Source organism: Aminobacter sp. Piv2-1 (assembly GCF_037625995.1).
Classification (GTDB): domain Bacteria; phylum Pseudomonadota; class Alphaproteobacteria; order Rhizobiales; family Rhizobiaceae; genus Aminobacter.
Genome location: NZ_JARKMU010000006.1, coordinates 56,853 through 79,267, shown reverse-complemented (window position 1 = coordinate 79,267; position 22,415 = coordinate 56,853). Strand labels below are relative to the sequence as shown.

21 protein-coding genes are annotated in these 22,415 nt (G+C 66.1%); 16 read left to right on the top strand and 5 right to left on the bottom strand.

The window, feature by feature from the left end; genetic code table 11:
* Nucleotides 1-420 precede the first annotated feature (420 nt).
* The 12 genes from AmiPiv_RS12615 to AmiPiv_RS12560 all read left to right on the top strand — a co-directional run bounded on the left by AmiPiv_RS12615 (nt 421) and on the right by AmiPiv_RS12560 (nt 13,501).
* Nucleotides 421-777, top strand: a complete 357-nt coding sequence (locus AmiPiv_RS12615; RefSeq protein WP_340038102.1) for a putative quinol monooxygenase — start codon at nt 421-423, stop codon at nt 775-777.
* Between the two features lie 120 nt (nt 778-897).
* Nucleotides 898-3,846, top strand: coding sequence for a response regulator (locus AmiPiv_RS12610; RefSeq protein ID WP_340037816.1), 2,949 nt, complete (start codon nt 898-900; stop codon nt 3,844-3,846).
* A gap of 278 nt (nt 3,847-4,124) precedes the next feature.
* Complete coding sequence (locus tag AmiPiv_RS12605) at nt 4,125-5,162, top strand: PstS family phosphate ABC transporter substrate-binding protein (protein ID WP_340037815.1); 1,038 nt, start codon at nt 4,125-4,127, stop codon at nt 5,160-5,162.
* 98 nt (nt 5,163-5,260) lie between these two features.
* A complete protein-coding gene (pstC, locus tag AmiPiv_RS12600) occupies nt 5,261-6,727 on the top strand; it encodes a phosphate ABC transporter permease subunit PstC (RefSeq protein ID WP_340037814.1) in 1,467 nt (488 codons plus the stop codon).
* Nucleotides 6,724-8,040 carry a phosphate ABC transporter permease PstA gene (gene pstA, locus AmiPiv_RS12595; RefSeq protein ID WP_340037813.1) on the top strand — a complete coding sequence of 439 codons (1,317 nt, stop codon included), beginning with the start codon at nt 6,724-6,726 and terminating at the stop codon, nt 8,038-8,040. The genes pstC and pstA overlap by 4 nt, the downstream gene beginning before the upstream one ends.
* Before the next feature lie 23 nt (nt 8,041-8,063).
* The gene (pstB, locus tag AmiPiv_RS12590; protein ID WP_340037812.1) at nt 8,064-8,885 is read left to right on the top strand and encodes a phosphate ABC transporter ATP-binding protein PstB; all 822 of its coding nucleotides are present in this window, start codon (nt 8,064-8,066) and stop codon (nt 8,883-8,885) included.
* Between the two features lie 38 nt (nt 8,886-8,923).
* Entirely contained in the window at nt 8,924-9,628 is a 705-nt protein-coding gene (phoU, locus tag AmiPiv_RS12585; protein ID WP_340037811.1) for a phosphate signaling complex protein PhoU, read from the top strand.
* Between the two features lie 98 nt (nt 9,629-9,726).
* Complete coding sequence (phoB, locus tag AmiPiv_RS12580) at nt 9,727-10,416, top strand: phosphate regulon transcriptional regulator PhoB (protein ID WP_340038101.1); 690 nt, start codon at nt 9,727-9,729, stop codon at nt 10,414-10,416.
* 339 nt (nt 10,417-10,755) lie between these two features.
* Complete coding sequence (locus AmiPiv_RS12575) at nt 10,756-11,160, top strand: hypothetical protein (RefSeq protein WP_340037810.1); 405 nt, start codon at nt 10,756-10,758, stop codon at nt 11,158-11,160.
* A 271-nt stretch (nt 11,161-11,431) separates the two neighbouring features.
* Nucleotides 11,432-12,235 carry a L,D-transpeptidase gene (locus AmiPiv_RS12570; RefSeq protein ID WP_340037809.1) on the top strand — a complete coding sequence of 268 codons (804 nt, stop codon included), beginning with the start codon at nt 11,432-11,434 and terminating at the stop codon, nt 12,233-12,235.
* A gap of 73 nt (nt 12,236-12,308) precedes the next feature.
* A complete protein-coding gene (locus tag AmiPiv_RS12565) occupies nt 12,309-12,782 on the top strand; it encodes a hypothetical protein (protein WP_340037808.1) in 474 nt (157 codons plus the stop codon).
* The gene (locus AmiPiv_RS12560) at nt 12,779-13,501 is read left to right on the top strand and encodes a hypothetical protein (protein ID WP_340037807.1); all 723 of its coding nucleotides are present in this window, start codon (nt 12,779-12,781) and stop codon (nt 13,499-13,501) included. Before AmiPiv_RS12565 ends, AmiPiv_RS12560 begins: the two co-directional genes overlap by 4 nt.
* Nucleotides 13,502-13,533: 32 nt before the next feature.
* Here the strand turns inward: AmiPiv_RS12560 and AmiPiv_RS12555 are convergent, their stop codons facing one another.
* Nucleotides 13,534-14,775 carry an ROK family protein gene (locus tag AmiPiv_RS12555; RefSeq protein WP_340037806.1) on the bottom strand — a complete coding sequence of 414 codons (1,242 nt, stop codon included), beginning with the start codon at nt 14,773-14,775 and terminating at the stop codon, nt 13,534-13,536.
* 253 nt (nt 14,776-15,028) lie between these two features.
* On the opposite strand from AmiPiv_RS12555, the gene xylF reads away from it, so the two are divergent.
* The 4 genes from xylF to AmiPiv_RS12535 all read left to right on the top strand — a co-directional run bounded on the left by xylF (nt 15,029) and on the right by AmiPiv_RS12535 (nt 20,108).
* Nucleotides 15,029-16,069: a D-xylose ABC transporter substrate-binding protein gene (xylF, locus tag AmiPiv_RS12550; RefSeq protein WP_340037805.1), complete on the top strand. Its 1,041-nt coding sequence runs from the start codon at nt 15,029-15,031 to the stop codon at nt 16,067-16,069.
* 181 nt (nt 16,070-16,250) lie between these two features.
* On the top strand, nt 16,251-17,567 hold the full coding sequence (locus AmiPiv_RS12545) for a sugar ABC transporter permease (RefSeq protein WP_340037804.1): 1,317 nt from the start codon (nt 16,251-16,253) through the stop codon (nt 17,565-17,567).
* 15 nt (nt 17,568-17,582) lie between these two features.
* A complete protein-coding gene (locus AmiPiv_RS12540; RefSeq protein WP_340037803.1) occupies nt 17,583-18,374 on the top strand; it encodes an ATP-binding cassette domain-containing protein in 792 nt (263 codons plus the stop codon).
* Nucleotides 18,375-18,500: 126 nt separating this feature from the next.
* Complete coding sequence (locus AmiPiv_RS12535) at nt 18,501-20,108, top strand: CHASE domain-containing protein (RefSeq protein ID WP_340037802.1); 1,608 nt, start codon at nt 18,501-18,503, stop codon at nt 20,106-20,108.
* A 96-nt stretch (nt 20,109-20,204) separates the two neighbouring features.
* Here AmiPiv_RS12535 and AmiPiv_RS12530 read toward each other — a convergent pair whose 3' ends face one another.
* The 4 genes from AmiPiv_RS12530 to AmiPiv_RS12515 all read right to left on the bottom strand — a co-directional run bounded on the left by AmiPiv_RS12530 (nt 20,205) and on the right by AmiPiv_RS12515 (nt 22,396).
* Complete coding sequence (locus tag AmiPiv_RS12530) at nt 20,205-20,450, bottom strand: YMGG-like glycine zipper-containing protein (protein WP_340037801.1); 246 nt, start codon at nt 20,448-20,450, stop codon at nt 20,205-20,207.
* A 140-nt stretch (nt 20,451-20,590) separates the two neighbouring features.
* Entirely contained in the window at nt 20,591-20,905 is a 315-nt protein-coding gene (locus tag AmiPiv_RS12525) for a hypothetical protein (protein WP_340037800.1), read from the bottom strand.
* 102 nt (nt 20,906-21,007) lie between these two features.
* A complete protein-coding gene (locus AmiPiv_RS12520; RefSeq protein WP_340037799.1) occupies nt 21,008-21,976 on the bottom strand; it encodes a sensor histidine kinase in 969 nt (322 codons plus the stop codon).
* Nucleotides 21,977-22,228: 252 nt separating this feature from the next.
* On the bottom strand, nt 22,229-22,396 hold the full coding sequence (locus AmiPiv_RS12515) for a DUF1328 domain-containing protein (protein WP_269931296.1): 168 nt from the start codon (nt 22,394-22,396) through the stop codon (nt 22,229-22,231).
* Nucleotides 22,397-22,415: the final 19 nt, after the last annotated feature.

Genomic DNA, 22,415 nt, shown 5'->3' with positions numbered 1-22,415 from the left:
TATTCAATTGTTGGAAACCCAGCATTTCCGCGTTCAGGGCCTGCCGCGGGGCAGGCGACAGGCCCTGGCGAGCACGGCTGAAAGGAATAAAGACCGCGCTCGGCTGCGCCTGAGGTGAACTCCGCAGCCGGGCCATGGTTCCATCGCCGGAGACGGGAAAAATCCAATTCCGCGGCGCCTCTTCACTGATCGTTCACCATCGCTCCCGCACCATCCCTTTGCGCAGTGTATCGAGTGCGCGTCTTCGGCAACGCCCGGCGGGTGCACAACCCTTCAGCCCGCCGGTGCGTTGCGAGACCTTCCAGCCTTTTCATTCATTCCGCCTTGTCATAGCCTCATCCCGAGGCGCAGGGCGAGGCTGCGCACCCAACGGGCGGATCGACCGCCGGTTCGAGCAGAAGGGAACCGCGCTTGTCTGAAATGACCATCATCGTCGAGTTCGAGACGCTGGACGGGGCCGAAGAACAGTTCATCGACCTGATCTCGGAACATGCGCGGGCGACGCTGCAGGAGGAGCCGGGCTGCCTGCGTTTCGAGGTGATCAAGCCGGTGGAGCGCGACGGCACGCCGATCGCCAACAAGGTGATGGTCAACGAGCTCTATGTCGACGAGGCGGCGGTCGCCGCCCACGAGCGCAATCCGCGCATGCCAGACGTGCAGGCCTCGATCTCGCCGCTGCTGAAGTCGCGCCGGCTGATCATGGCCGCCTCGCTGATCGTCAAGGAGCCCAATGGCGGAATGAGGCCCGAGGAACTCAACGCCGCCAACGACGACTGACGGCGATAAGCCGGCTTACGGTCCAAATTAAGGTTAATCGATCGTTAGTGCTTCTGCGGCATGGTTGCCGCGGCGGTGTGCGGAGGAGCGCGCCCGCCCTTGCATGCAGGGCAGACGGGGATGCGGAAAGACCTTGGGCCGGACGGCGACGTGCCGGCGGACGAGCGGGCCGGCGGCCCGACGGGAACGAACGGCCGGCCCGTTGCAGCGGACGGCCATGAGGTGAACTTGCCTCATGCCGACCTCGAGCGCACCATCGAATCCATGACGATGGGCGTCGTGCTGGTCGACGGCGACCTCAATGTGCAGTTCATCAACCGGGCATTCTACGGCATCTGGAAGGTGACCCAAGAACAGGTTGCCCTGGGCTGCCGCTTCCGCGCGCTGATGGACATCAACCGCCATAACGGCGTCTACGACATCGCCGACGGCGAATGGGAGGCCTATGTCGCCCGTCGCGAGGACGAGATCCGCGCCGGCGACGTGACGCCACGCGAATTCCGCCGCGCCGACGGCTACACGATGATCTATTCGGTGACAGCGCTTTCCGGCGGCAAGCGCCTTGTTTCCTACTACGACGTCAGCGAGATGAAGCGTCGCGAGATGGAAGCCGATGAGGCGCGGCGGCGGTTGGCCGAGGTGTTGGAATCGCTGCCGGCCGGCGTCGTCATCTACGACCGCGACGACCGTTTCGTGCTCGCCAACCGGAAGCTGAAGCAGGCGCTGCCGGCATTGGCCCCGGCCATGGTGGAGGGCAGCTCGCTGCGCGAGAGCCTGATTCTGGCGCAGCGCCACGGCTATTACCGCGACACCGGCGATGCGGCGCTGGACGGCCTCTACGACGCCGACCCGAAAGCCTGGGTCGAAGGCATGGCGGGCCGCTACCATGCCACGCAGACGGTGCGCGAAAGGCGCAACCCGGACGGCCGCTGGTACCAGATCTTCGACCAGAGGCTGGCGGACGGAACCTTCATCGGCGTCCGCGTCGACATCACCGAGCTCAAGCAGCGCGAACGCGCGCTGCAGGACAGCATGCGCGAGAACGAGGTGTTCCGCAGCCTGATCGACAACGTGCCGGTGTCGATCTACGCCAAGCGCGACGACCTCAGGCTCATGTATGTCAACCAGGGATGGTGCGAGCTCACCGGCCATTCCAAGGAAGAGGCGATCGGCAGGACGGATGCCGAGATCTTTGGCCCCGAGGGCGAGGCTTTCATGGAGGCCGACCGCAAGGTGATGCGGACAGGCTCCACCCTCGAGATCGAGGAGACGGCAACGCAGCCAGACGGCTCGACCCGCCACCAGTTCGCCCGCAAGAGCGCGATGATGGCGTCCGACGGCTCGCTCTACCTGATCGGCTCGACCACCAACATCACCGAGCTCAAGCAGCGCGAGCGGGAATTGGAGGAGGCGCAGCGCCGGGCCGTGCTTGCCGACCGCGCCAAGTCGGAGTTCCTCGCCAACATGAGCCACGAGATCCGCACGCCGATGAATGGCGTGCTCGGCATGGCCGAGCTCCTGGCGAAATCCGACCTCGACCCTAAGCAGCGCGCCTTCACCGACATCATCGTCAAGTCGGGCAATGCGTTGCTCACCATCATCAACGACATCCTCGATTTCTCGAAGATCGACGCCGGGCAGCTGGTGCTCGACCCCACGCCCTTCAACCTCTCGGAAGCGGTCGAGGACGTGGCGACGCTGATGTCGACGCGCGCCAAGGAGAAGGATCTCGAACTGATCGTGCGCATGCAGCCCGAGCTGCGGCATTGCTATGTCGGCGATGTCGGGCGCATCAGGCAGATCATCACCAACCTCATCGGCAATGCGGTGAAGTTCACCGATTCCGGCCATGTGCTGGTGGACGTGACCGGCAGCGGCGAAGGCGACCAGACCAAGCTGCGCATCGCAGTCGCCGACACCGGCATCGGCATCCCCGAAAGCAAGCTCAAGCTGGTGTTCGAGAAGTTCAGCCAGGTTGATTCCTCGTCGACGCGCCGGCACGAGGGCACGGGGCTCGGCCTCGCCATCACCTCGCGGCTGGTCGACATGATGGGCGGGCAGATGGGCGTGGAGAGCGTCGAGGGCGCCGGCTCGACCTTCTGGTTCTCCTTGGTGCTGCCCGATGCGCCCGAGATCGAATCGCGTCCGGCGGCGCTCATCGATGTCAGCGGGGCGCGGGTGCTGATCGTCGACGACAACGCCGTCAACCGGACCATCCTGTCCGAGCAGATGGCGTCGTGGGGCTTCGACAGCTGCGCGGCGCGCAGCGGCGACGAGGGCCTGCGGGTGCTCAATGCGGCGCATGAGCGCGGCATCAAGGTCGATTGCGTGGTGCTCGACTACCAGATGCCGAGCATGACCGGCGCCGAGATGGCGCGCATCGTCCGGCGCATGCCGGGGCTCGCCGAGACGCCGATCGTCATGCTGACCTCGGTCGACCAGTCGCTGTCGGGGCCGGGCTACAACGACCTCGCCATCGACGCGCAGCTGATCAAGCCGGCGCGCTCCTCGGCGCTGCTCGAGGCGCTGGTGGCGACCATCCAGCGCCGCAGGGGGGCGAGGTTCACGCCGGTCGAGGCCGCGGCGGCCACGCTGCCGGTGAAGGAAGTGGCTGCACCCGCGGCCAATGTGAAGCGCATGCGCCATGGTGGACAGCGTCCGGCCGGCGACGACGGGCTCGACATCCTCGTCGCCGAGGACAACGAGGTGAACCAGCTGGTGTTCAGCCAGATCCTGGCGGAGACCAATCTGAGCTTCGAGATCGTCGGCAACGGCCGCCGCGCCGTCGCCGCCTATGGCGAGCGCCGGCCCCGCCTCATCCTGATGGACGTGTCGATGCCCGAGATGAACGGGCTCGAGGCGACAGGCGAGATACGCAGGCTGGAGCAGGGCACGGGCGTCCGCGTGCCGATCATCGGCGTGACGGCGCACGCGCTGAAGGGCGACAAGGAACGCTGCCTCGAAGCCGGCATGGACGACTACCTGCCCAAGCCGATCAGCCCGCGGGCGCTGCTCGAAAAGATCGAGCGCTGGTCGTGGCAGGACGAGGAACGCCGCGGCGCGGTGTGAGCCGGTCTTGGCTCCGGCCGAGCCCAAGCTGTGGAAATGTGACGGGACGCAGTGCGAAACGGCTGCCTGCCTTTAGGTAGGCGGCTTGCATTCGTGCGCCGTCTGTAGTTTGCCTCGCGCCGGCAAAGGACCGGCCGCACAAAGCCTTGGCGGCCATGCACAGCGACCGTTACAGGGGTGACACATAACTGTCATCTAACTGTAATAGAGGGGGGCTATTGGCTCACCGGGCGCCGAAGGAAGGCGTCGAACGAGATACTCCAACAGGAGCAGGCCCCATGAAAAAAGCTCTTCTCACCGCGTCGGCTGCGGCCCTCGCGTTCGCCGCCTCGGTAGGCTACGCCTCGGCTCGCGACCAGGTCCAGATCGCCGGTTCATCGACCGTTCTGCCCTATGCCAAGATTGTTGCCGAGCAGTTCGGCGAGACCTTCACCAAGTTCAAGACCCCGGTGGTCGAGTCCGGCGGTTCAGGCGCCGGCATCAAGGAATTCTGCAAGGGCGTGGGCGAGGACACCATCGACATCGCCAACTCGTCGCGGCCGATGAAGAAGGACGAGGTCAAGTCCTGCCAGGACGCCGGCGTCAAGGACATCCAGGAAGTGAAGATCGGCTATGACGGCATCGTCTTCGCGACCGACGTGAGCGGCCCGGACTGGGCGCTGACGCCGGAAGACGTCTACAAGGCGCTGGCCGCCAAGATCGTCGTCGACGGCAAGCTGGTCGACAACACCAACACCAAGTGGAACCAGGTCAACCCGAACCTGCCCGACTGGGACATCGCCGCCTACATCCCGGGCGAGAAGCACGGCACCCGTGAAGTGTTCGAGGAGAAGCTGCTGGTCGCCGGCTGCAAGAAGCTCGGCGGCGTCGAAGCCGGCAAGGCTTCGGGCCTCGACGACAAGGCCGCCGAGGCCGCCTGCAAGGCGGTCCGCAAGGACGGCAAGGCCGTCGACATCGACGGCGACTATTCCGAGACGCTGGCCCGCATCGACTCGAACAAGACCGGCGTCGGCGTGTTCGGCCTGGCCTTCTACGAAAACAACGCCGACAAGCTGAAGGTCGCCACCGTCGGCGGCATCACGCCTTCGGTCGAGACCATCGCCAAGGGCGAGTATCCGGTGTCGCGTCCGCTGTTCTTCTACGTCAAGAAGGCGCATCTCGGCGTGATCCCCGGCCTGAAGGAGTATGTCGAGTTCTTCCTCGACGACCAGATGGTCGGCCCGGAAAGCCCGCTCGCCGACTACGGCCTGGTTGCCGCTCCGGACGCAGAGCGCGCTGCCCAGCGTGAAGCCTTCGGCGCCGGCAAGACGATGTAATGAACTGCCGCGGGGCGCCGGAAAAAATCGGCGCCCCGTGGAATATTCTGCCGGCTGTCCCGTTCGGCATAGCGATCTGAATTCACCGAGGCTGGCCCATGTCCTTCCTGATCGTTTTCGCCATCGTGCTTGCCATAGGCCTGGCTGCGTTCGTGATCGGGCGGCAGCGGGCGGTCGCGCAGGACGACGGAACGGTCAAGGCGCATTCGCGGCCGCACTATCACGGCTGGTGGGCGTTCCTGACGGGCGTCGTGCCGGCGGTGATCTTCCTCGCTTCCTGGGGCGTGGGCGCCAACGCCTATCTCAACAGTTTCGTCCATTCCGCGCTTCCCGCCGACGTCGCCGACGGCACGGTGGCGCATGAGGACCTGGCCGCCGGGCTGGTGAAGAGCCTCGCCAACGGGCTCGGCCGCCTCGACGACAAGGAGCGGGCGGCGCTGCCCTCGACCTTCGCCGAACTGCAGCCGATGCTTTCGGCCAAGGGCGTCGCACTGGCGCCCGACACGCAGGACTACATGATCCCGATCGCGGTCGAGGCCAACCGCACCTCCGACCGGCTGAGCCTGATCTCCGCGATCGTCTCCATCGGCCTGGCGCTGGTCGGCTCGGTCTACGGGCTGAGCAGGATCAGCCCGCGCACCCGGGCCCGCAACAACGTCGAAAAGATCATGCTCTGGGGCCTGGTCGGCGCGTCCACCATCGCCATCGTGACCACCATCGGCATCGTGCTGTCGATGCTGTTCCAGACCATCGCCTTCTTCGAGAAGGTGCCGCCGATGAGCTTCTTCTTCGGCACGGTCTGGGATCCGCGCTTCGCCGCCGCCGGCTCCGGTGGCGCGGAGGGCCAGTTCGGCCTGATCCCGCTTCTCGCGGGCACGCTCTACATCGCCTTCGTGGCGCTGCTGGTCGCCGTGCCGATCGGCCTGATGTCGGCCGTCTACATGTCCGAATACGCCGCCCCCAGGGTGCGCGCGCTGGTCAAGCCGGCGCTGGAGCTGCTCGCCGGCATCCCGACCATCGTCTACGGCATCTTCGCACTGGTGACGCTGGGACCGTTCCTGCGCGACATCAGCGCTGCCCTTGCCGGCGGCACGCCGTTCATCCAGGCGCAGTCGATCCTGACCGCCGGCCTGGTGATGGGCGTCATGCTGATCCCGGTCGTTTCGTCGCTCTCCGACGACATCATCACGGCGGTGCCGCGCGCCCTGCGCGACGGCTCGCTGGGCCTCGGCGCCACGCGCTCCGAAACGATCAAGCGCGTCGTCCTGCCGGCCGCGCTGCCGGGCATCGTCGGCGCCATCCTGCTCACCGCCTCGCGCGCCATCGGCGAGACGATGATCGTGGTGCTGGCGGCCGGTGTGGCGGCCAACCTGACGCTCAACCCGTTCGAGGCGATGACGACCATCACCGTCAAGATCGTCAACCAACTGACGGGCGACCTCGAGTTCAACACCCCGCAGACGCTCGTCGCCTTCGCGCTCGGCATCACGCTGTTCGCGCTGACCTTGGTGATGAACATCGTCGCGCTCTACATCGTCCGGAAGTACCGGGAGCAGTACGAATGACCGATATTTCGCTCGATACGCTGACCAGTTCGACCGCGCCCGCGCGCCGCGACATCGGCCTCAGGAAGCGCTACGCCGCCGAACGCCGGTTCCGCCTCTATGGCGTGCTGGCGATCGCCGTCGGCCTGGCGTTCCTGGCGATCATGCTGACCTCGATCGTGACCAAGGGGTACACCGCCTTCTGGCAGACGACGGTGACGCTGCCGATCAGCTTCGACGCGAAGATCATCGACCCCGACAACAAGCGGGCCACCGATCCGGACGTGCTGATCACGGCCAACTATCCGAAGCTCGCCGAGAACGCGCTGATCGAAAAGCTTGGCATCGACCCGAAGGACCGCGCCACGGTGCGCAAGCTCAAGGGCTTCCTGTCCGAGGGCTCGCGGGTGCAGCTCCGCGCCATCGTGGCTGCCGACCCCTCGGTGATCGGCACCACGCGCAACGTCGACATCCTCGCCGCGGCGAACATGGACTCGGCCTACAAGGGCCAGATCGACCTCAGCGTGCCGGAGAGCCGCCGCAAGGTTTCGGACCAGCAGGTCGAGTGGATGAACAAGCTCAAGGCCGAAGGCGCCATGAGCGAGCATTTCAACACGGGCCTGTTCAGCTTCGGCGCCTCCAGCCGTCCCGAAAGCTCGGGCCTGGGCGTTGCCATCATCGGCTCGTTCTTCATGATGGGCATCGTGCTGCTGCTCGCCTTGCCCATCGGCGTCGCCGCCTCGATCTACCTCGAGGAATTCGCCAAGAAGAACCGCTTCACCGACCTGATCGAGGTTAACATAAACAACCTCGCCGCAGTGCCGTCGATCGTCTTCGGCCTGCTCGGCCTCGCCGTGTTCATCAATTTCCTTGGCCTGCCGCGCTCGGCCTCCTTCGTCGGCGGCCTGGTGCTGACGCTGATGACGCTGCCGACGATCATCATCGCCACCCGCGCGGCCCTTGCCGCGGTGCCGCCGTCGATCCGCTCGGCCGCGCTCGGCCTCGGCGCCTCGAAGATGCAGATGGTGTTCCAGCACGTGCTGCCGCTGGCCGCGCCGGGCATCCTTACCGGCACCATCATCGGCCTGGCGCGCGCGCTGGGCGAGACGGCGCCGCTGCTGCTCATCGGCATGGTGGCCTTCGTGGCCGACTATCCGAAGACTCCCTTCGACCCGGCGACGGCGCTGCCGGTACAGATCTACATGTGGGCGAACGAGGCCGAACGCGCCTTCGTCGAGCGCATGTCGGGCGCCATCATCATCCTGCTGGTCTTCCTCATGGCCATGAACATCGTCGCCATCGTTCTCAGGCGGCGTTTCGAGCGGCGCTGGTAGGCGTGGACAAGGAGCACCCCTCTATGAACATCATGAGCGAGAAAACCCTCGAAAACGCGGTGAACGCCGAGATGAACAGACCCAACGAACTCATCAAGATGCGCGGCGACAAGGTGACCGTGCACTATGGCGAGAAGCAGGCGCTCTTCGGCGTCGACCTGGACGTGCGCGAGAACCAGGTCACCGCGCTGATCGGGCCGTCGGGCTGCGGCAAGTCGACCTTCCTGCGCTGCCTCAACCGCATGAACGACACCATCGACAGCGCCCGCGTCGGCGGCAAGATCACCCTCGACAGCGAGGACATCTACGATCCCAAGATCGACGTCGTCGAGCTGCGCGCCCGCGTCGGCATGGTGTTCCAGAAGCCGAATCCGTTCCCGAAGTCGATCTACGAGAACGTAGCCTACGGCCCGCGCATCCATGGTCTCGCCAAGTCCAAGGCCGATCTCGACCAGATCGTCGAGAAGAGCCTGCAGCGAGCGGCGCTGTGGAACGAGGTCAAGGACCGCCTGCACGAAGCCGGCACCGGCCTTTCCGGCGGCCAGCAGCAGCGCTTGTGCATCGCCCGCGCCATCGCGGTGTCGCCCGAAGTGATCCTCATGGACGAGCCCTGCTCGGCGCTCGATCCGATCGCCACCGCCAAGGTCGAGGAACTGATCGACGAGCTGCGCGAGAACTTCACCATCGTCATCGTCACCCACTCGATGCAGCAGGCGGCGCGCGTGTCGCAGCGGACCGCGATGTTCCATCTCGGCTACCTGGTCGAGGAAGGCCCGACCGACAAGATGTTCACCAACCCCGACGACAAGCGGACGCAGGACTACATCACCGGCCGCTTCGGCTGAGTGAACGCCGCTCCGATCACAAAGACGAGGATACGATCATGGGCGAGCACACAGTCCGGTCCTTCGACGAGGAACTCCAGCACGTCGACCAGGTCATCCGCGACATGGGCGACCTGTCGGCCACGATGGTGGCGAATGCCATCCGCGCGCTGCTGACGTCGGACCAGCCGCTGGCGCAGAACGTCATTGCCGACGACACCATCATGGACGCCAGGCAGCGCGATCTCGACAACAGCGCGATCACGCTGATCGCCAAGCGCCAGCCGATGGCGCAGGACCTGCGCGCCGTGGTCGGCGCGATCCGCATGGCGGGCGACCTCGAGCGCATCGGCGATCTCGCCAAGAACATCGCCAAGCGGGTGGGCGCCGTCGGCCAGTCGGCGATGCCGCGCAATCTGTCGCACTCGATCGACGCCATGGCGCAGCTGGTGCTCAGCCAGGTGCGCGGCGTGGTCGACCTCTATGTCGCGCGCGATGCCGAAGGCCTCAAGAACCTGCGCGCGGACGACCAGAAGGTCGACGTGCAGTACACGGCCGTGTTCCGCGAACTCCTGACCTACATGATGGAGGATCCGCGCAACATCACCGCCTGCACGCATCTCCTGTTCTGCGCCAAGAACCTCGAGCGCATCGGCGACCATGTCACCAACATCGCCGAGAACGCCTATTTCGTGGTCACCGGCACGCAGCTGCCGCTCAATCGGCCGAAGGTCGACGAAACCACGTCGCCCATGTCGGCCTGACATCTTCCGCAACCGCATGCGTTTGGCGCGGGGGCGCTGCACAGGTTAAATCAGCGCATGGTCCGAACCGGGCCGTGCGCCAGGACAAGGTACAGGCGATGATCGCTCCCAAGGTCATGGTCGTCGAGGACGAAGAGCCCCTTGGCGTGCTGCTGCGCTACAACCTCGAGGCCGAGGGCTACCAGGTGGAAGTGGTGACGCGCGGCGACGAGGCCGAACTGCGGCTGCAGGAAAACGTGCCGGACCTTTTGGTGCTCGACTGGATGGTGCCGGCACTTTCCGGCATCGAGCTCTGCCGCAGGCTGAGGATGCGCCCCGAGACCGAACGGCTGCCGATCATCATGCTGACGGCCCGCGGCGAGGAAAGCGACCGGGTGCGCGGGCTTTCCACCGGCGCCGACGACTACCTGGTGAAGCCATTTTCGACCCCGGAGTTCATGGCGCGGGTGAAGGCGCTGCTGCGCCGCGCCAAGCCCGAGGTGCTGTCTTCGGTGCTCAAGGTCGGCGACATCGTGCTCGACCGCGAGTCGCACCGGGTCTATCGCAAGAAGAGCGAGATCAAGCTCGGGCCGACGGAGTTCCGCCTGCTCGAATTCATGATGCGTCATCCCGGCCGCGTGTTCTCGCGCAGCCAGCTGCTCGACAACGTCTGGGGCGAGACGATCTACATCGACGAGCGCACCGTCGACGTGCATGTCGGGCGCCTGCGCAAGGCCGTCAACAACGGCCGCATGCCGGACGTGATCCGCACCATCCGCGGCGCCGGCTACGCGATCCGGGAAGAATAGCTGTCGGCAAACGGCATGGCACTGGCTGGACGATCAACCTGGCCAGTGTCCCAATGTCACAGGGGGCCGCTGCGCGCGCTCGGAGCCTTCGCGACAGCCAGCGGCACCGGCGCTGTCGCACCGACGTCTGGCGCCCTTTGCGCCGCCATGCCGTTCCAGCACTTTGTGGCGCTCAAATCATTGCAGTTCGACGCGTTTGTCCTGGCGCTGTCATGAACATAAATTCGAAGCTTCCGGTTTCTGGATGCTTTATTGTCGCAACAATCGCTCCCAAATCCATATCTCAAGCGGCGATTCCGTGACAGTGACAGTCGCGGATGTTCTTGAGATGACAATTTTTTGATTGGGGAAATACTCAAAATTGCCACTTTTCATGGTAGCTGGGGCACCGTGCGTAACTTGCTGTCGGCCATCTTCCTGGTGTTGGTCACCATTCTAAACGGACTGTCCCTCGAACGGGCAGCGGCCGAAGGCACGAATTTTGCTGCCGAGTTGCCGAGGGTGGCCGCGCAGGCGGAAATCACTGCCGTCGCCGACGAGTGTTTGCCGTCCCCGGACCGCTGCACCGTCGAATTGTCCGCCGAAAGCCTCGCCAGCCTGCACTGCCTGGGCGAATGCCCTGCCTGGCTGACCCATGTCGAGCCTGCCGCGCCGTTCCGCGCCGCGGCCCTGATGCTGCTTCCAGATCTCTTGCTGCGCGTCGGCTCGACCGCATCGCTGTTGCGGCCTCCCATCGCTGCCTGATTTTCAGCCGATCGCTCCTCGGTCCACGCCGACGAAGCCGCTCGAAATCAGCTGCGAAGGGGAAAGAGGATGACCTCCCGAACCCGCCCGTCGCCCACATGCCTTCTCGTGGCAACCGCGCCGCGAAATGCCGGATCGTCCCAAGCGCGCATGCGCCGTCACCGATCGGCTGATCGGTGACGATGGTTGCATTCGCATGATCACGACCGGGGCCGACCTCCCTGACCCCGTGTCGCCCTGAATGAAAGAAATGAGTCCAGGAGACTGCCTAATGAACACAGACACAATAGAAACCAGCGCCGCGGAGCCCATCGCGGGCGACGGCCCGGCATTGAGCCGCCGACGCTTTCTCACCGGTGCGGCGAGCTTGGGGACCCTCGTGGTGTCCGGCTGCGTCAGCACCCAGGAATCGGCCGCGCCGGTGGCAAAGGCACCGGTCGAACCGGCGCCGGTCGCCGACGCCAATGCCCTTGCGATGTACGGCCCGCTCCCGAACGAACGGTTCCCCATTCCCGCGGTCGACCTGAAAAAGGTGCCGAGCCGCTTCTATCGGCGGCAGGTCGACTACGTCACCGAAGAACCGGTCGGAACGCTCGTCGTCGACACGGAGAATTTCTACCTTCACCTCGTCCAGCCGGGCGGCAAGGCCATGCGCTACGGCGTCGGACTTGGCCGGGCCGGATTCACCTGGGCGGGCAGGGGCCGTATCGGCTGGAAGCAGGAATGGCCGAAGTGGACGCCGCCGGACGAGATGATCGCGCGTCAGCCGAATCTTGCCCAGTGGAGCGCCGACCGGGGCGGCATGCCGCCCGGCCTGACGAATCCGCTGGGAGCGCGAGCCCTCTACGTCTTCCAGGGCAAGGTCGATACGCTCTACCGCGTCCACGGCACGCCGGAGTACTGGACCATCGGCAAGGCGGTTTCGAGCGGCTGCGTCCGGCTGATGAACCAGGACATCATCGACCTGTACGACCGGGTGCCCAGCCAGTCTCCCATACTCGTGCTGGGCGACCCGACCCAACCCCACACCCACGAGGTTGCCGGCGGCAGCGGGCCCGCTCCGCAGGCCGGCTGATACGACGGTCACACCTGAGGTCCTCGCCGGGCGGCTGCGAAATGCCGCCCGGCAGACATGGAGCAGATCCGACATGAATGCCCGCATCATTGCCCTGGGGCGCGGAACCGCCATCGGTTGGCATGGACGCGCCATCCTGAAGGGCGCGGCCGCGGCCGCGTTGACCTTCGCTGCGCTCGGAACCGTTTCGGCACTCTGGGACAATCCGTTCTTTGTCCGGATGACCGCCGTCGCGGGCTGGGAATTGCCGGCCCTGGTGGTCATGTCGGCGTTGTCGGGGCTCTACATCGCCGTTCGGCGCCCCGTCTGCTCGGTGCGCCGCGCGGGGATAGGCGGCGTGACGGGCTTCATCGGCATCGCCTGCCCGACCTGCAACAAGATCCTCATGCTTCTGTTCGGGGGCGAATTCCTGCTGATGTGGTTCGACCCGATCCGCCCATTGATTTCCGCGCTCGGCATAGCGCTCCTCGCCATCGCTTCATGGCACGAGCTGCGCGCTCGTCGCGCGGATGCCGCTGACCCAACGCAACTGGAGTATCCCAAGTGACCGACATCCCCGCCGCTCCGGCCCGCTCCGGCCTCGTCCCTCTTGCCTGGCGCCGGATGCTGCTTCGCCATCTCGTCGTCATCGGCCTTTCGGCGGCGCTGATCTATGGGTTTGCCGTCGTTCACGGGCAGTGGAGCCCGATGCACCGGTGGAACCGCGCGTTCGCGGACGCGTCGCTCGCGCTCCTGGTGATCACCATGTCGATCGGGCCAGGGGCGCGCCTGTGGCCGGTGTTGCTGTGGGCGGTGGCCTATAGGCGCGAAACCGGCATCTACGCGACGCTTCTTGCGGCCGTGCATACGGTCATCATCCTCGGCGGCTGGGTCGAGTGGGATTTCGCGCGGCTTTTCGGCTACGAAATCATCCCGCAAACGGGCGAGTACGTGATGTTCCAGCAGGGCTTCGGGCTTGCCAACCTGATCGGGATTGCCGCCCTGGCCTACGCACTCATGCTCATGTTCACCTCGAACGACCGGTCGATCCGTCTGCTCGGCACCTCGGTCTGGAAGTTCTTGCAGAACGGCGCAACGGTGCTGTGGGGGCTTGCCCTGGCGCACACGGCCTACTTCCTGTTCATGCACTTCCTGAGCTTCCATCGCCCGACGCCCGAGCCGAACCCGCTGCAGTGGCCCTTCGTGGCGGCGATATTGTCGGTGCTCTTGCTGCGCGCCGCGGCCTTCGTTTCGACCTGGGGCAAGAAAAGGAACAGTTCGAGGTGATGGCAGCCCGGCGCCTGACCGCGCCAGTCCGGTCAGGCGACGCCCGCCTGGGCACGGCGAAGGGCCGTGCCGGGTGCGAAGATCTCGTCGTCGACATAGAGCAGGGCGCGCATCATGCAGCCTTCGCGGATAAGCGGCACCTCGTTGGGCATGGTGTCGAAGGAGATCGCCCTGGAGTGGGTGCCGCCCGCCGTCTTGGCGATCGCGGCCCGCACATATGGCTCCATGACGTCGAAGGCGGTGGCGCCGACGCCGACGAAGGCGAGCGGGGCGGGGTCGAAGAGCGCGAACATGGAGCCGAGGCCGAAGCCGATCGCCTCGCCCGCCTTGCGGAAGGCTTCCCGCTCCGGCCCGTCATGGTCGCGCGCGGCATCCGCCAGGGCGATGATGTCCTCGTCCGAGAGGTCGGCGAGCGGCTCGGCGTTCTCGTCGCCGAGCCTGGCGTTGCGCCAGATCGCGTAGTTGCCGGCATAGGCCTCGATGCAGCCGCGCCGTCCGCAGCGGCACAGCGCGCCGTCCGGGCGATGGATCATGTGGCCGAATTCCGCGCCCGAGGACTGGGTGCCGGTGAAGAGCTCGCCCTTGACCACCAGCCCCATGCCGATGCCGTGCGAGAGCAGGATGGCGATGAAGTCGTCGCGATAGCGCGAGGGGTCGCGCCAGCGCAGCGCCTCGGCGATCATGTTGCAGTCGTTCTCGACCGTCACCGGCACGCCGAATTCCCGCTCCAGGCGGTCGGCGAAGGGGATGTCGTCGTGCGGGGTGATGGGCGACCACAGGAGCTTGCGAGAGCCCGAATCGGTGACGCCTTGGACGGCCACGGCGATGCGCAGCACCGTGCCCGCGGCCTCGCCGCAACGCTCGGTCAGCCTGCGCACCATGCCGATGCACTCCTCGACCAGGGCTTCGGCCTGCATGCGCTGGGTGACGAGCCGGCGGGTCTCGGCGACGATGGTGTTTCCGGCATAGTCGATGACGGCGGCCGAAAGGCTGTTGAGCGAGAGCACCACCGCCACGATGGTCGCGGCGCCGGGGTCGAGCGCCAGGCCGACCTGGGGCCTGCCGCGCTTCAGGAGCGCCGGCTCGCTACCCTTCGATTCCGCGAGGATGCCCTCGGCGATGAGATCGGAGGAAATGGTGGAGATGGTGGAATGGCTGAGGCCGGTCGTCGCCGCGATCTCGGTACGCGACGGCTGGCCGGCGCGGCGTACCGCGGAAATGACCATGGCGCGGTTGCGCTTCCTGAGATCGTCGTGACGAATTCCGACCGACATGAGCTCGCTTCCTCCCGGCGAAGAGTCGCCATGGTGACCGGAGGGCAGGCTGACTCTCACGCATTATTGATTGTGACAGAAGCCAAACCAAATGTCTTTATTTATTTCGCGATCCGAAAAAAATAGGGAGGCCAGTTGAAAGGCGGTTGACACCGGTCGACCGTTGATACAGTATTTTTTCGAGGCTCGAAAAAAAGAGCTTCTCCAAGGGCTATGGCAAAAGCAGCGCGCCCGAGGGCGCAGGGAGGAAATCATGAAGAAGTTTACGACCGCCATACTGGCGGGTGTCGCCATGACTCTGTCGCTGTCGGCCGTCGCCGAAGCCAAGGGCAAGGTGATCGGCGTGTCCTGGTCCAACTTCCAGGAGGAGCGCTGGAAGACCGACGAGGCGGCGATGAAGGCGGCGATCGAGGCGGCCGGCGACAAGTACATCTCGGCCGACGCGCAGTCCTCCGCGGCCAAGCAGCTGACCGACGTCGAGAGCCTGATCAGCCAGGGCGCCAACGCGCTCATCATCCTGTCGCAGGACGCCTCGGCCATCGGCCCCGCCGTCGAGAAGGCGCTCGCCGAAGGCATCCCGGTGGTCGGCTATGACCGCCTGATCGAGAACAAGGACGTCTTCTACCTGACCTTCGACAACAAGGAAGTGGGCCGCATGCAGGCCGCCGAGGTGTTCAAGGTCAAGCCCGAAGGCAACTATGTCTTCATCAAGGGTTCGTCGGCCGACCCGAACGCCGACTTCCTGTTCTCCGGCCAGATGGAAGTGCTGAAGGCGGCGGTGGACGCCGGCAAGATCAAGAGCGTCGGCGAAGCCTATACCGACGGCTGGCTGCCGGCGAACGCGCAGAAGAACATGGAGCAGTTCCTGACCACCAACGACAACAAGGTCGATGCGGTGGTGGCTTCGAACGACGGCACCGCCGGTGGCGCGATCGCGGCGCTGCAGGCCCAGGGCCTGGCCGGCTCGGTGCCGGTTTCGGGCCAGGACGGCGACCATGCCGCCCTCAACCGCGTCGCACTCGGCACCCAGACGGTGTCGGTGTGGAAGGACGCGCGCGAGCTCGGCAAGAACGCCGCCGAGATCGCCTCGCAGCTCGCCGACGGCAAGAAGATGGAAGAGATCCCCAACGTCCAGAAGTTCACCACGCCCGGCGGCAACGAGACCAACTCGGTGTTCCTGAAGCCGGTTCCGATCACCAAGGATAACCTGAACGTCGTCATCGACGCCGGCTGGGTTGCCAAGGACGTGGTCTGCCAGGGCGTCGCCGCCGGTTCCGTGGCGGCCTGCAACTGACGACGGGCTCCGGCCCGAAAACCGAGCGCCGTGGCCCCGAGGGCCGCGGCGCATCCGCAAGCCGCGCCATGCGCGCCGGCCAAGCAGATGCCGCAGTGCCTGCTCCAGTTCCATCCAACTGTCCTTTGACCTAGATTGAGTGCTCCGGCCGATCACACGATGGGCCGGACGGGAGGATATGATGACCGATACGACCTCAGGCGCGCCGGTCGACCGCGCGCGGGCCTCCGATCTGTCAGCGGTAGGCCGCTTCCTCAAGGCAACCGAACTCGACACGCGCATGCTCGGCATGGTGGGCGCGCTGCTGATCATCTGGATCGGCCTGCACCTGCTGTCGGGAGGCCTGTTCCTGACACCGCGCAACCTGTGGAACCTGTCGGTCCAGTCGTCGTCGGTCGCGGTGATGGCGACCGGCATGGTGCTGGTGATCGTCACCCGCAACATCGACCTGTCGGTCGGCTCGATCCTCGGCTTCGTCGGCATGGTGATGGGCGTGACCCAGGCCGAATTCCTGCCACGGGTGCTCGGCCTGCCGCTCGGCGACCCGTGGATCTGGGTGATCGCACTGGCCACCGGCCTCGTCGTCGGCGCTGCGATCGGCGCGCTGCACGGCTTTCTCATCGCCTATCTCAGCATCCCGGCCTTCATCGTCACCCTTGGTGGCCTGCTGGTGTGGCGCGGCGCGGCATGGTGGATGACCAGCGGCCGCACCGTGGCGCCGATGGACGCCACCTTCCGCCTGATGGGCGGCGGCCCCGACGGGGCGATCGGCTCGACCTGGAGCTGGGTGATCGGCCTGGTCGCCTGTGCGGCGGTGGTGGTGATGCTGCTCAACGGCAGGCGCCAGCGCAAGCGCTTCAAGTTCCCGCTCAGGCCGGTCTGGGCCGAGTTCTTCCTCGGCACGGTGACCTGCGCGGCCATCCTTGCCGCCGTCTGGGTCGTCAATTCCTATCCCTGGCCGGTCAACATCGTGCGCCGCTATGCCGAGGCGAACGGCATCGCCATTCCGGAGGGCGGCCTGTTCATCGCCCATGGCATCGCCATTCCGGTGCTGATCGCGATCGCCGTCGGCGTGGTGATGACCTTCATCACCACCCGCACGCGTTTCGGCCGCTACGTCTTCGCCATCGGCGGCAACCCCGAGGCGGCGGAGCTCGCCGGCATCAACACGCGCTGGGTGGTGCTCAAGATCTTCATGCTGATGGGGCTGCTCGCGGCGGTCGCCTCGGCCATCTCCACCGCCCGCCTCAACGCGGCGACCAATGCGCAGGGCACGCTCGACGAACTGCTGACGATCGCCGCGGCCGTCATCGGCGGCACCTCGCTCGCCGGCGGCTCGGGCACCATCGCCGGGGCCATGCTGGGCGCGCTTTTGATGCAGTCGCTGCAGTCGGGCATGGTGCTGCTCGGCATCGACACGCCGCTGCAGAACATCGTCGTGGGCCTGGTGCTCGTCGTCGCCGTCTGGCTCGACACCATCTACCGCAAGCGCATCTAGCCGGGAGCCAGGATCATGGAACAGACCCGCATTCCGCTCGTCGACCTCAGGAACATCTCCATCGCCTTCGGCGGCATCCGTGCCGTCGACGACGCCTCGGTCGACCTCTTCCCCGGTGAAGTCGTAGCCCTTCTCGGCCACAACGGCGCCGGCAAGTCGACGCTGATCAAGATCCTGTCGGGCGCCTACAAGCGCGACGGCGGCACGATCTTCGTCAATGGCGAGGAGGCGCATATCGCCAACCCGCGCGACGCCAAGAAATACGGCATCGAGACGATCTACCAGACGCTGGCGCTGGCCGACAATGTAGATGCCGCGGCCAACCTCTTCCTCGGGCGCGAGATCATGACCGCCTACGGCACGCTCGACGATGTTGCCATGGAGGCCGAGGCGCGCAAAGTGATGGGCCGGCTCAACCCGCGCTTCCAGCGCTTCAAGGAGCCGGTGATGAAACTCTCCGGCGGCCAGCGGCAGTCGGTGGCGATCGCCCGCGCCATCCTGTTCAACGCCCGCATCCTGATCATGGACGAGCCGACGGCGGCACTCGGGCCGCAGGAGACCGCGCAGGTCGGCGAACTGGTCAAGCAGCTCAAGGCCGACGGCATCGGTATCTTCCTGATCAGCCACGACATCCACGACGTGTTCGACCTCGCCGACCGGGTCTGCGTGATGAAGAACGGCCAGGTGGTGGGCACCGCCCGCACCCAGGACGTGACCAAGGACGAGGTGCTCGGCATGATCATCCTCGGCAAGTGCCCGCCTGGCGCGATCCCGGGACCGGGAGCGATGCAGGCCGCCGCGGCTTAGGTCGCGCGCGGGGGCCGGCGGCGCTGCCGCCAGGCCTCTGGCCTGCCGCATCGCAAGGCCTGGGCATTCCCTCTCCCGAAGAACGTGCTTTAATGGGGTCGAGGGGAGACCGCAGGCCAGCTCGAGTTGAAGAGATATTTTCCGAGCCTCATTTTCGCGGCCGTCACGCTGGTTGGCCTGGCGATGGCGGGGCTCGTCTATTTCGCCACGGTCGAGGCGGCGCGTATCAAGTTCCAGGCGGTCGCCGACGACGCGCTCAACCGCATCGAGGGCAGGGTGGAATTCGACCTGTCGCTGCTGCGGGCGACCCAGGCGATGTTCCTGTCGCAGCGCGGCGCGATCTCGCGCGACCAGTTCCGCACCTTCTTCGGCGCGCTCGACGTCACCCGCAACTTCTCGGGCCTGAGCGGCATCGGCCTTTTGCGGCTGGTGCGGCGCGGCGAAGAAGCCCAGGTCGTACACGAGCTGAAGCAGGGCTACGGCATCGACCGCACGCCGTTTCCGCCGTCCGATCGCGCCTGGCTCGCCCCGATCGTGCTGTTCGAACCGATGGACAGGGTCGGCCTCGACGCCATGGGCTACGACATGTTCACCGACGACGCGCGCCGCGCAGCGATCGAAGCGGCGATGGCAGGGGGCGGCGAGCCGCGCGCCACGGGCCCGGTCCTGCTCGGTGCGATCACCGGCAAGGCCAGCCCTCAATCCGGCATCCTGGTCTTCGCGCGGCTCGATGGAGCGGACGGAGGGGCCGCGCCGCCGACGGGCCTCGTCTATGTCGCCTTCCGTACCGCGGAGCTGTTCCAGGCCGCGCTCGGCAAGGGGCCGCTGCTGCCGGTGACGGCGGAGGTGTTCGACGGTGCGCCGGCCGACGACGCGCTGCTTTTCCAGACCGCGACGCCGCCCGATGCCTCGTGGGGCGACGACTTCGTGGTGCGCCGCGAGACCAAGGTCGCCGGCCGCGCATGGACGATCCTGTTCAGGCCCACCACGGCCTTCGAGCCGCCGTCGCCGCGGGCGGCACCGATCATGCTGGGCATCTTCGGCCTGGTGCTGGCGGCAGCCATCGCGCTGGTCGCCCGCTACCAGCAGCGCGCCTATGAGACGGCTGCCAAGCTGCATGAAACGACAGAGAAGAGCCTGCTCGAGAAGGACCTGATGCTTCAGGAGATGAAGCACCGGATCAAGAACTCGATCGCCCGCGTGCTGGCCATGTCACGCCAGACGGCTGCCAACAGCCGCGACATCGACGAGTTTTCCGCGTCCTTCTCGGCCAGGCTGCAGGCCATGGCCGCCTCCCAGGACATGCTGACCAGGTCGCGCTGGCAGCGGGCCGACCTCGGCGAACTGCTCAGGATCGAGCTCGGCCAGGTGTTCGGCAAGGATCTGCCGGATGACGCCGTGGCCGGGCCGGCGGTGGAACTGGACGAGACCACGACGCAGGCGCTCGGCCTGACCTTCCACGAACTGGCCACCAATGCGCTGAAATATGGCGAGGCTGACATTTCCGGTGGCGACCTGAAGGTCGACTGGCGGGTGCAGGGCCAGGGCGCGGACAGGCGCCTGGTGCTCAACTGGCGGGAAAAGAACGGCAACGGCGTGGAAGCGCCGCAGCGGACCGGCTTCGGCACGAAGCTGATCGACATGAACATCAGACGTGAACTGGGGGGGCGAATCGATCGGCACTATGACGGCGAGGGGCTCAGGGTCGAAATCGACATCCCTTATCCCGCCTGACCGAAGCCTGCGCGAGAACCGGAGTCGATAGCCCGAGGCATACAGAAGCCCCGGAGGCCGGCATCGCCGGCCCCCGGGCGGTCGTTTGCGCTTAGACTAGTTGCAGCGGGCGGTGTAGAGCCGGCCGCGGCTGTCGCGGTATTCGCAGTAGCCGTTGCGCAGGTTGCGCACGAGCAGGCCAGAGGCCGCGCCGACGGCGCCGCCGATCAGCGCACCCCTGCCGCCGCCGATGACGGCACCGGCCACGGCGCCGACGCCGGCACCGGTCGCGACGTCGCGTTCGGTGGTGGTGCAGGCCGCCAGTGTGACCACGGCGACGAGCGCCAGAATTGCAGACTTCATGTGTAAGGTCCTCTCACTTTAACAACGTCCCCGCCGATACTTATCGCATCGGCGAAAAATCCGAAATCGATTTTCGGAATACTGCACGTGGTTTCGGCGCGTAGCCCTGCCGGGGGAGGCTTGCAACGCAGCGCACCCTTTCACCGCTCGGGAAGCTGGCCCGGCTTGCCGACGACCGCGACGATGTGTGAGACCTTGAGCTCGGCCTCGAGCGTGCCGTCGGCCCGGACGTTCCAGACGAGCTGGTCGTAGTCGTCCTCCAGCGCCGGGTCGACCTCGAGGCACTTGCCGAACAGGCGCGGGTTTTGCGGAGCGAGGCTGCGCAGCGTCTCGGGCAGCGTCGCCTGGCAGTCCTCGTAGGCTTCGAACAGGGCGACGGGCGGCTCGACTTCGCGGCAGCCCGAAAGGTCTTGCGAACAGGACACCAGCAACAGCAGTGCAGCAATGTGTTCCATGGCCAACCACCTGGGCCAAGTAACGGCCCATCGGCCCGGAAGTTCCACGGCCGGCAGTACCTCAATCGGTTGAAGTGGGTTGGCTCGCCCGCCGGCGGCGGCTCAATCGAGCTCGTAGTTCGCCGACGGCATCGCCAGCCGATAGCGAAGCTGGTCCGGGCCGATTTCGAGCTCGGCGCTGCCGCCGAGCGCCGTCGGCACGACGCGTTCCAGGGCGATGCTGCCGAACCGCTTCTGACGCGTCTGGAGATCGCCCGTCGTGTCGATCGCCTCGGTCCATTGCAGCATCATGATCGGGCCGTCCTCGTGTTCCGAGCCGTCGATGTCGGCGGTGATCTCAACGATCCCGTTCGACCGCGAGAGGGCGCCGTAGGAGACGGAGTTCACCGCCAGTTCGTGGATGGCGAGGCCGACATGCAGGGCGGCGTTGGGGTTGAGGTAAGGGTCACTTCCGGAGAAGCTGATGGCGCGGGCGGTATCGTCGCTGTAGCGCCCGATCTGGCCGATGGCGAGCTCACGGAACCTCGCCCCGCGCCAGTTGGACGACGTCACCAGATCCTGGGACGCCGAGATCGACTGCAGCCGCCCGCGGAAGCGCACCAGGAAGCCGTCGATCGAACCGGAGTAACGCCCGGTCTGGCTGGCGATGCTCTGGATGATGGCGAGCAGGTTCTTGGACCTGTGGCTCACCTCGCGCAGCAGCGCCTTCAGCGTCTGTTCGCGGCGCTTCTGGTCGGTCACCTCGACGACGGTAATGACGACGCCCTTGATGCGGCCGCGCGGCCCCCTGTCGGCGTCGACCCAGATCTCGAACCAGCGCATGCCCGAGTCCGAATCGGCAAGGCTGATCTCCAGCCCATCGGGATTGCCGGTGGCGAGCACGTTCTTCTTGGCGGCGTCGAGGCGGTCGGCCTGCTGGGCCGGCAGCAGGTTCCCGGCTTCGCCATCTTCCTGCAGGGCCTCGGACCATGGCGGCTGGAGATTATGCGACCAGACCGTACGCAGCTGGCGATCCTGGTAGAGCACCGCGATGCCGGCATTGCGCGACGCATGCAGAAGGGCCGTGTTCACCCTTGGAGGTTGACCGGCCTGGGAAGGAGAGGTGGTGGCCATGCGATCAATGCCAGCATTGCTCAAGCCTGCCTGAATGGCAGAGGGCCGGCGGATAAGGTCCGAAAGGAGCTGCCGCCGGCCGGTCGACCGCACCACCCGAAGAAGGTCCCGCCGGGCGGCGCCTCATTGCGAGGGCGCTACCCGGCGGTGCTGGAAACCGATTGAGGGGAGCGGCTTCCAGTTTCGAGTCAATTCTCCATGTTTCCGGCGTCACCCTGCGCGCCTGAAAAGGCCCGCGATCAAGGAAATGACCAAGAACGCCAGGAAGATGAAGAAGAGTATCTGTGCGATGCCGGCCGAGGTTCCGGCGATCCCGCCGAAACCGAGCGCGCCGGCGATTATCGCCACGACAAGGAATACAAGCGCCCAGTAAAGCATGATCTATCTCCTTCAAATG

Coding starts and splice junctions, on each gene's coding strand:
- AmiPiv_RS12615 (WP_340038102.1), top strand. CDS start 421: ATGACCATCATCGTCGAGTTCGAGACGCTGGACGGGGCCGAAGAACAG.
- AmiPiv_RS12610 (WP_340037816.1), top strand. CDS start 898: ATGCGGAAAGACCTTGGGCCGGACGGCGACGTGCCGGCGGACGAGCGG.
- AmiPiv_RS12605 (WP_340037815.1), top strand. CDS start 4,125: ATGAAAAAAGCTCTTCTCACCGCGTCGGCTGCGGCCCTCGCGTTCGCC.
- pstC (WP_340037814.1), top strand. CDS start 5,261: ATGTCCTTCCTGATCGTTTTCGCCATCGTGCTTGCCATAGGCCTGGCT.
- pstA (WP_340037813.1), top strand. CDS start 6,724: ATGACCGATATTTCGCTCGATACGCTGACCAGTTCGACCGCGCCCGCG.
- pstB (WP_340037812.1), top strand. CDS start 8,064: ATGAACATCATGAGCGAGAAAACCCTCGAAAACGCGGTGAACGCCGAG.
- phoU (WP_340037811.1), top strand. CDS start 8,924: ATGGGCGAGCACACAGTCCGGTCCTTCGACGAGGAACTCCAGCACGTC.
- phoB (WP_340038101.1), top strand. CDS start 9,727: ATGATCGCTCCCAAGGTCATGGTCGTCGAGGACGAAGAGCCCCTTGGC.
- AmiPiv_RS12570 (WP_340037809.1), top strand. CDS start 11,432: ATGAACACAGACACAATAGAAACCAGCGCCGCGGAGCCCATCGCGGGC.
- AmiPiv_RS12565 (WP_340037808.1), top strand. CDS start 12,309: ATGAATGCCCGCATCATTGCCCTGGGGCGCGGAACCGCCATCGGTTGG.
- AmiPiv_RS12555 (WP_340037806.1), bottom strand. CDS start 14,775: ATGTCGGTCGGAATTCGTCACGACGATCTCAGGAAGCGCAACCGCGCC.
- xylF (WP_340037805.1), top strand. CDS start 15,029: ATGAAGAAGTTTACGACCGCCATACTGGCGGGTGTCGCCATGACTCTG.
- AmiPiv_RS12545 (WP_340037804.1), top strand. CDS start 16,251: ATGACCGATACGACCTCAGGCGCGCCGGTCGACCGCGCGCGGGCCTCC.
- AmiPiv_RS12540 (WP_340037803.1), top strand. CDS start 17,583: ATGGAACAGACCCGCATTCCGCTCGTCGACCTCAGGAACATCTCCATC.
- AmiPiv_RS12530 (WP_340037801.1), bottom strand. CDS start 20,450: ATGAAGTCTGCAATTCTGGCGCTCGTCGCCGTGGTCACACTGGCGGCC.
- AmiPiv_RS12525 (WP_340037800.1), bottom strand. CDS start 20,905: ATGGAACACATTGCTGCACTGCTGTTGCTGGTGTCCTGTTCGCAAGAC.
- AmiPiv_RS12515 (WP_269931296.1), bottom strand. CDS start 22,396: ATGCTTTACTGGGCGCTTGTATTCCTTGTCGTGGCGATAATCGCCGGC.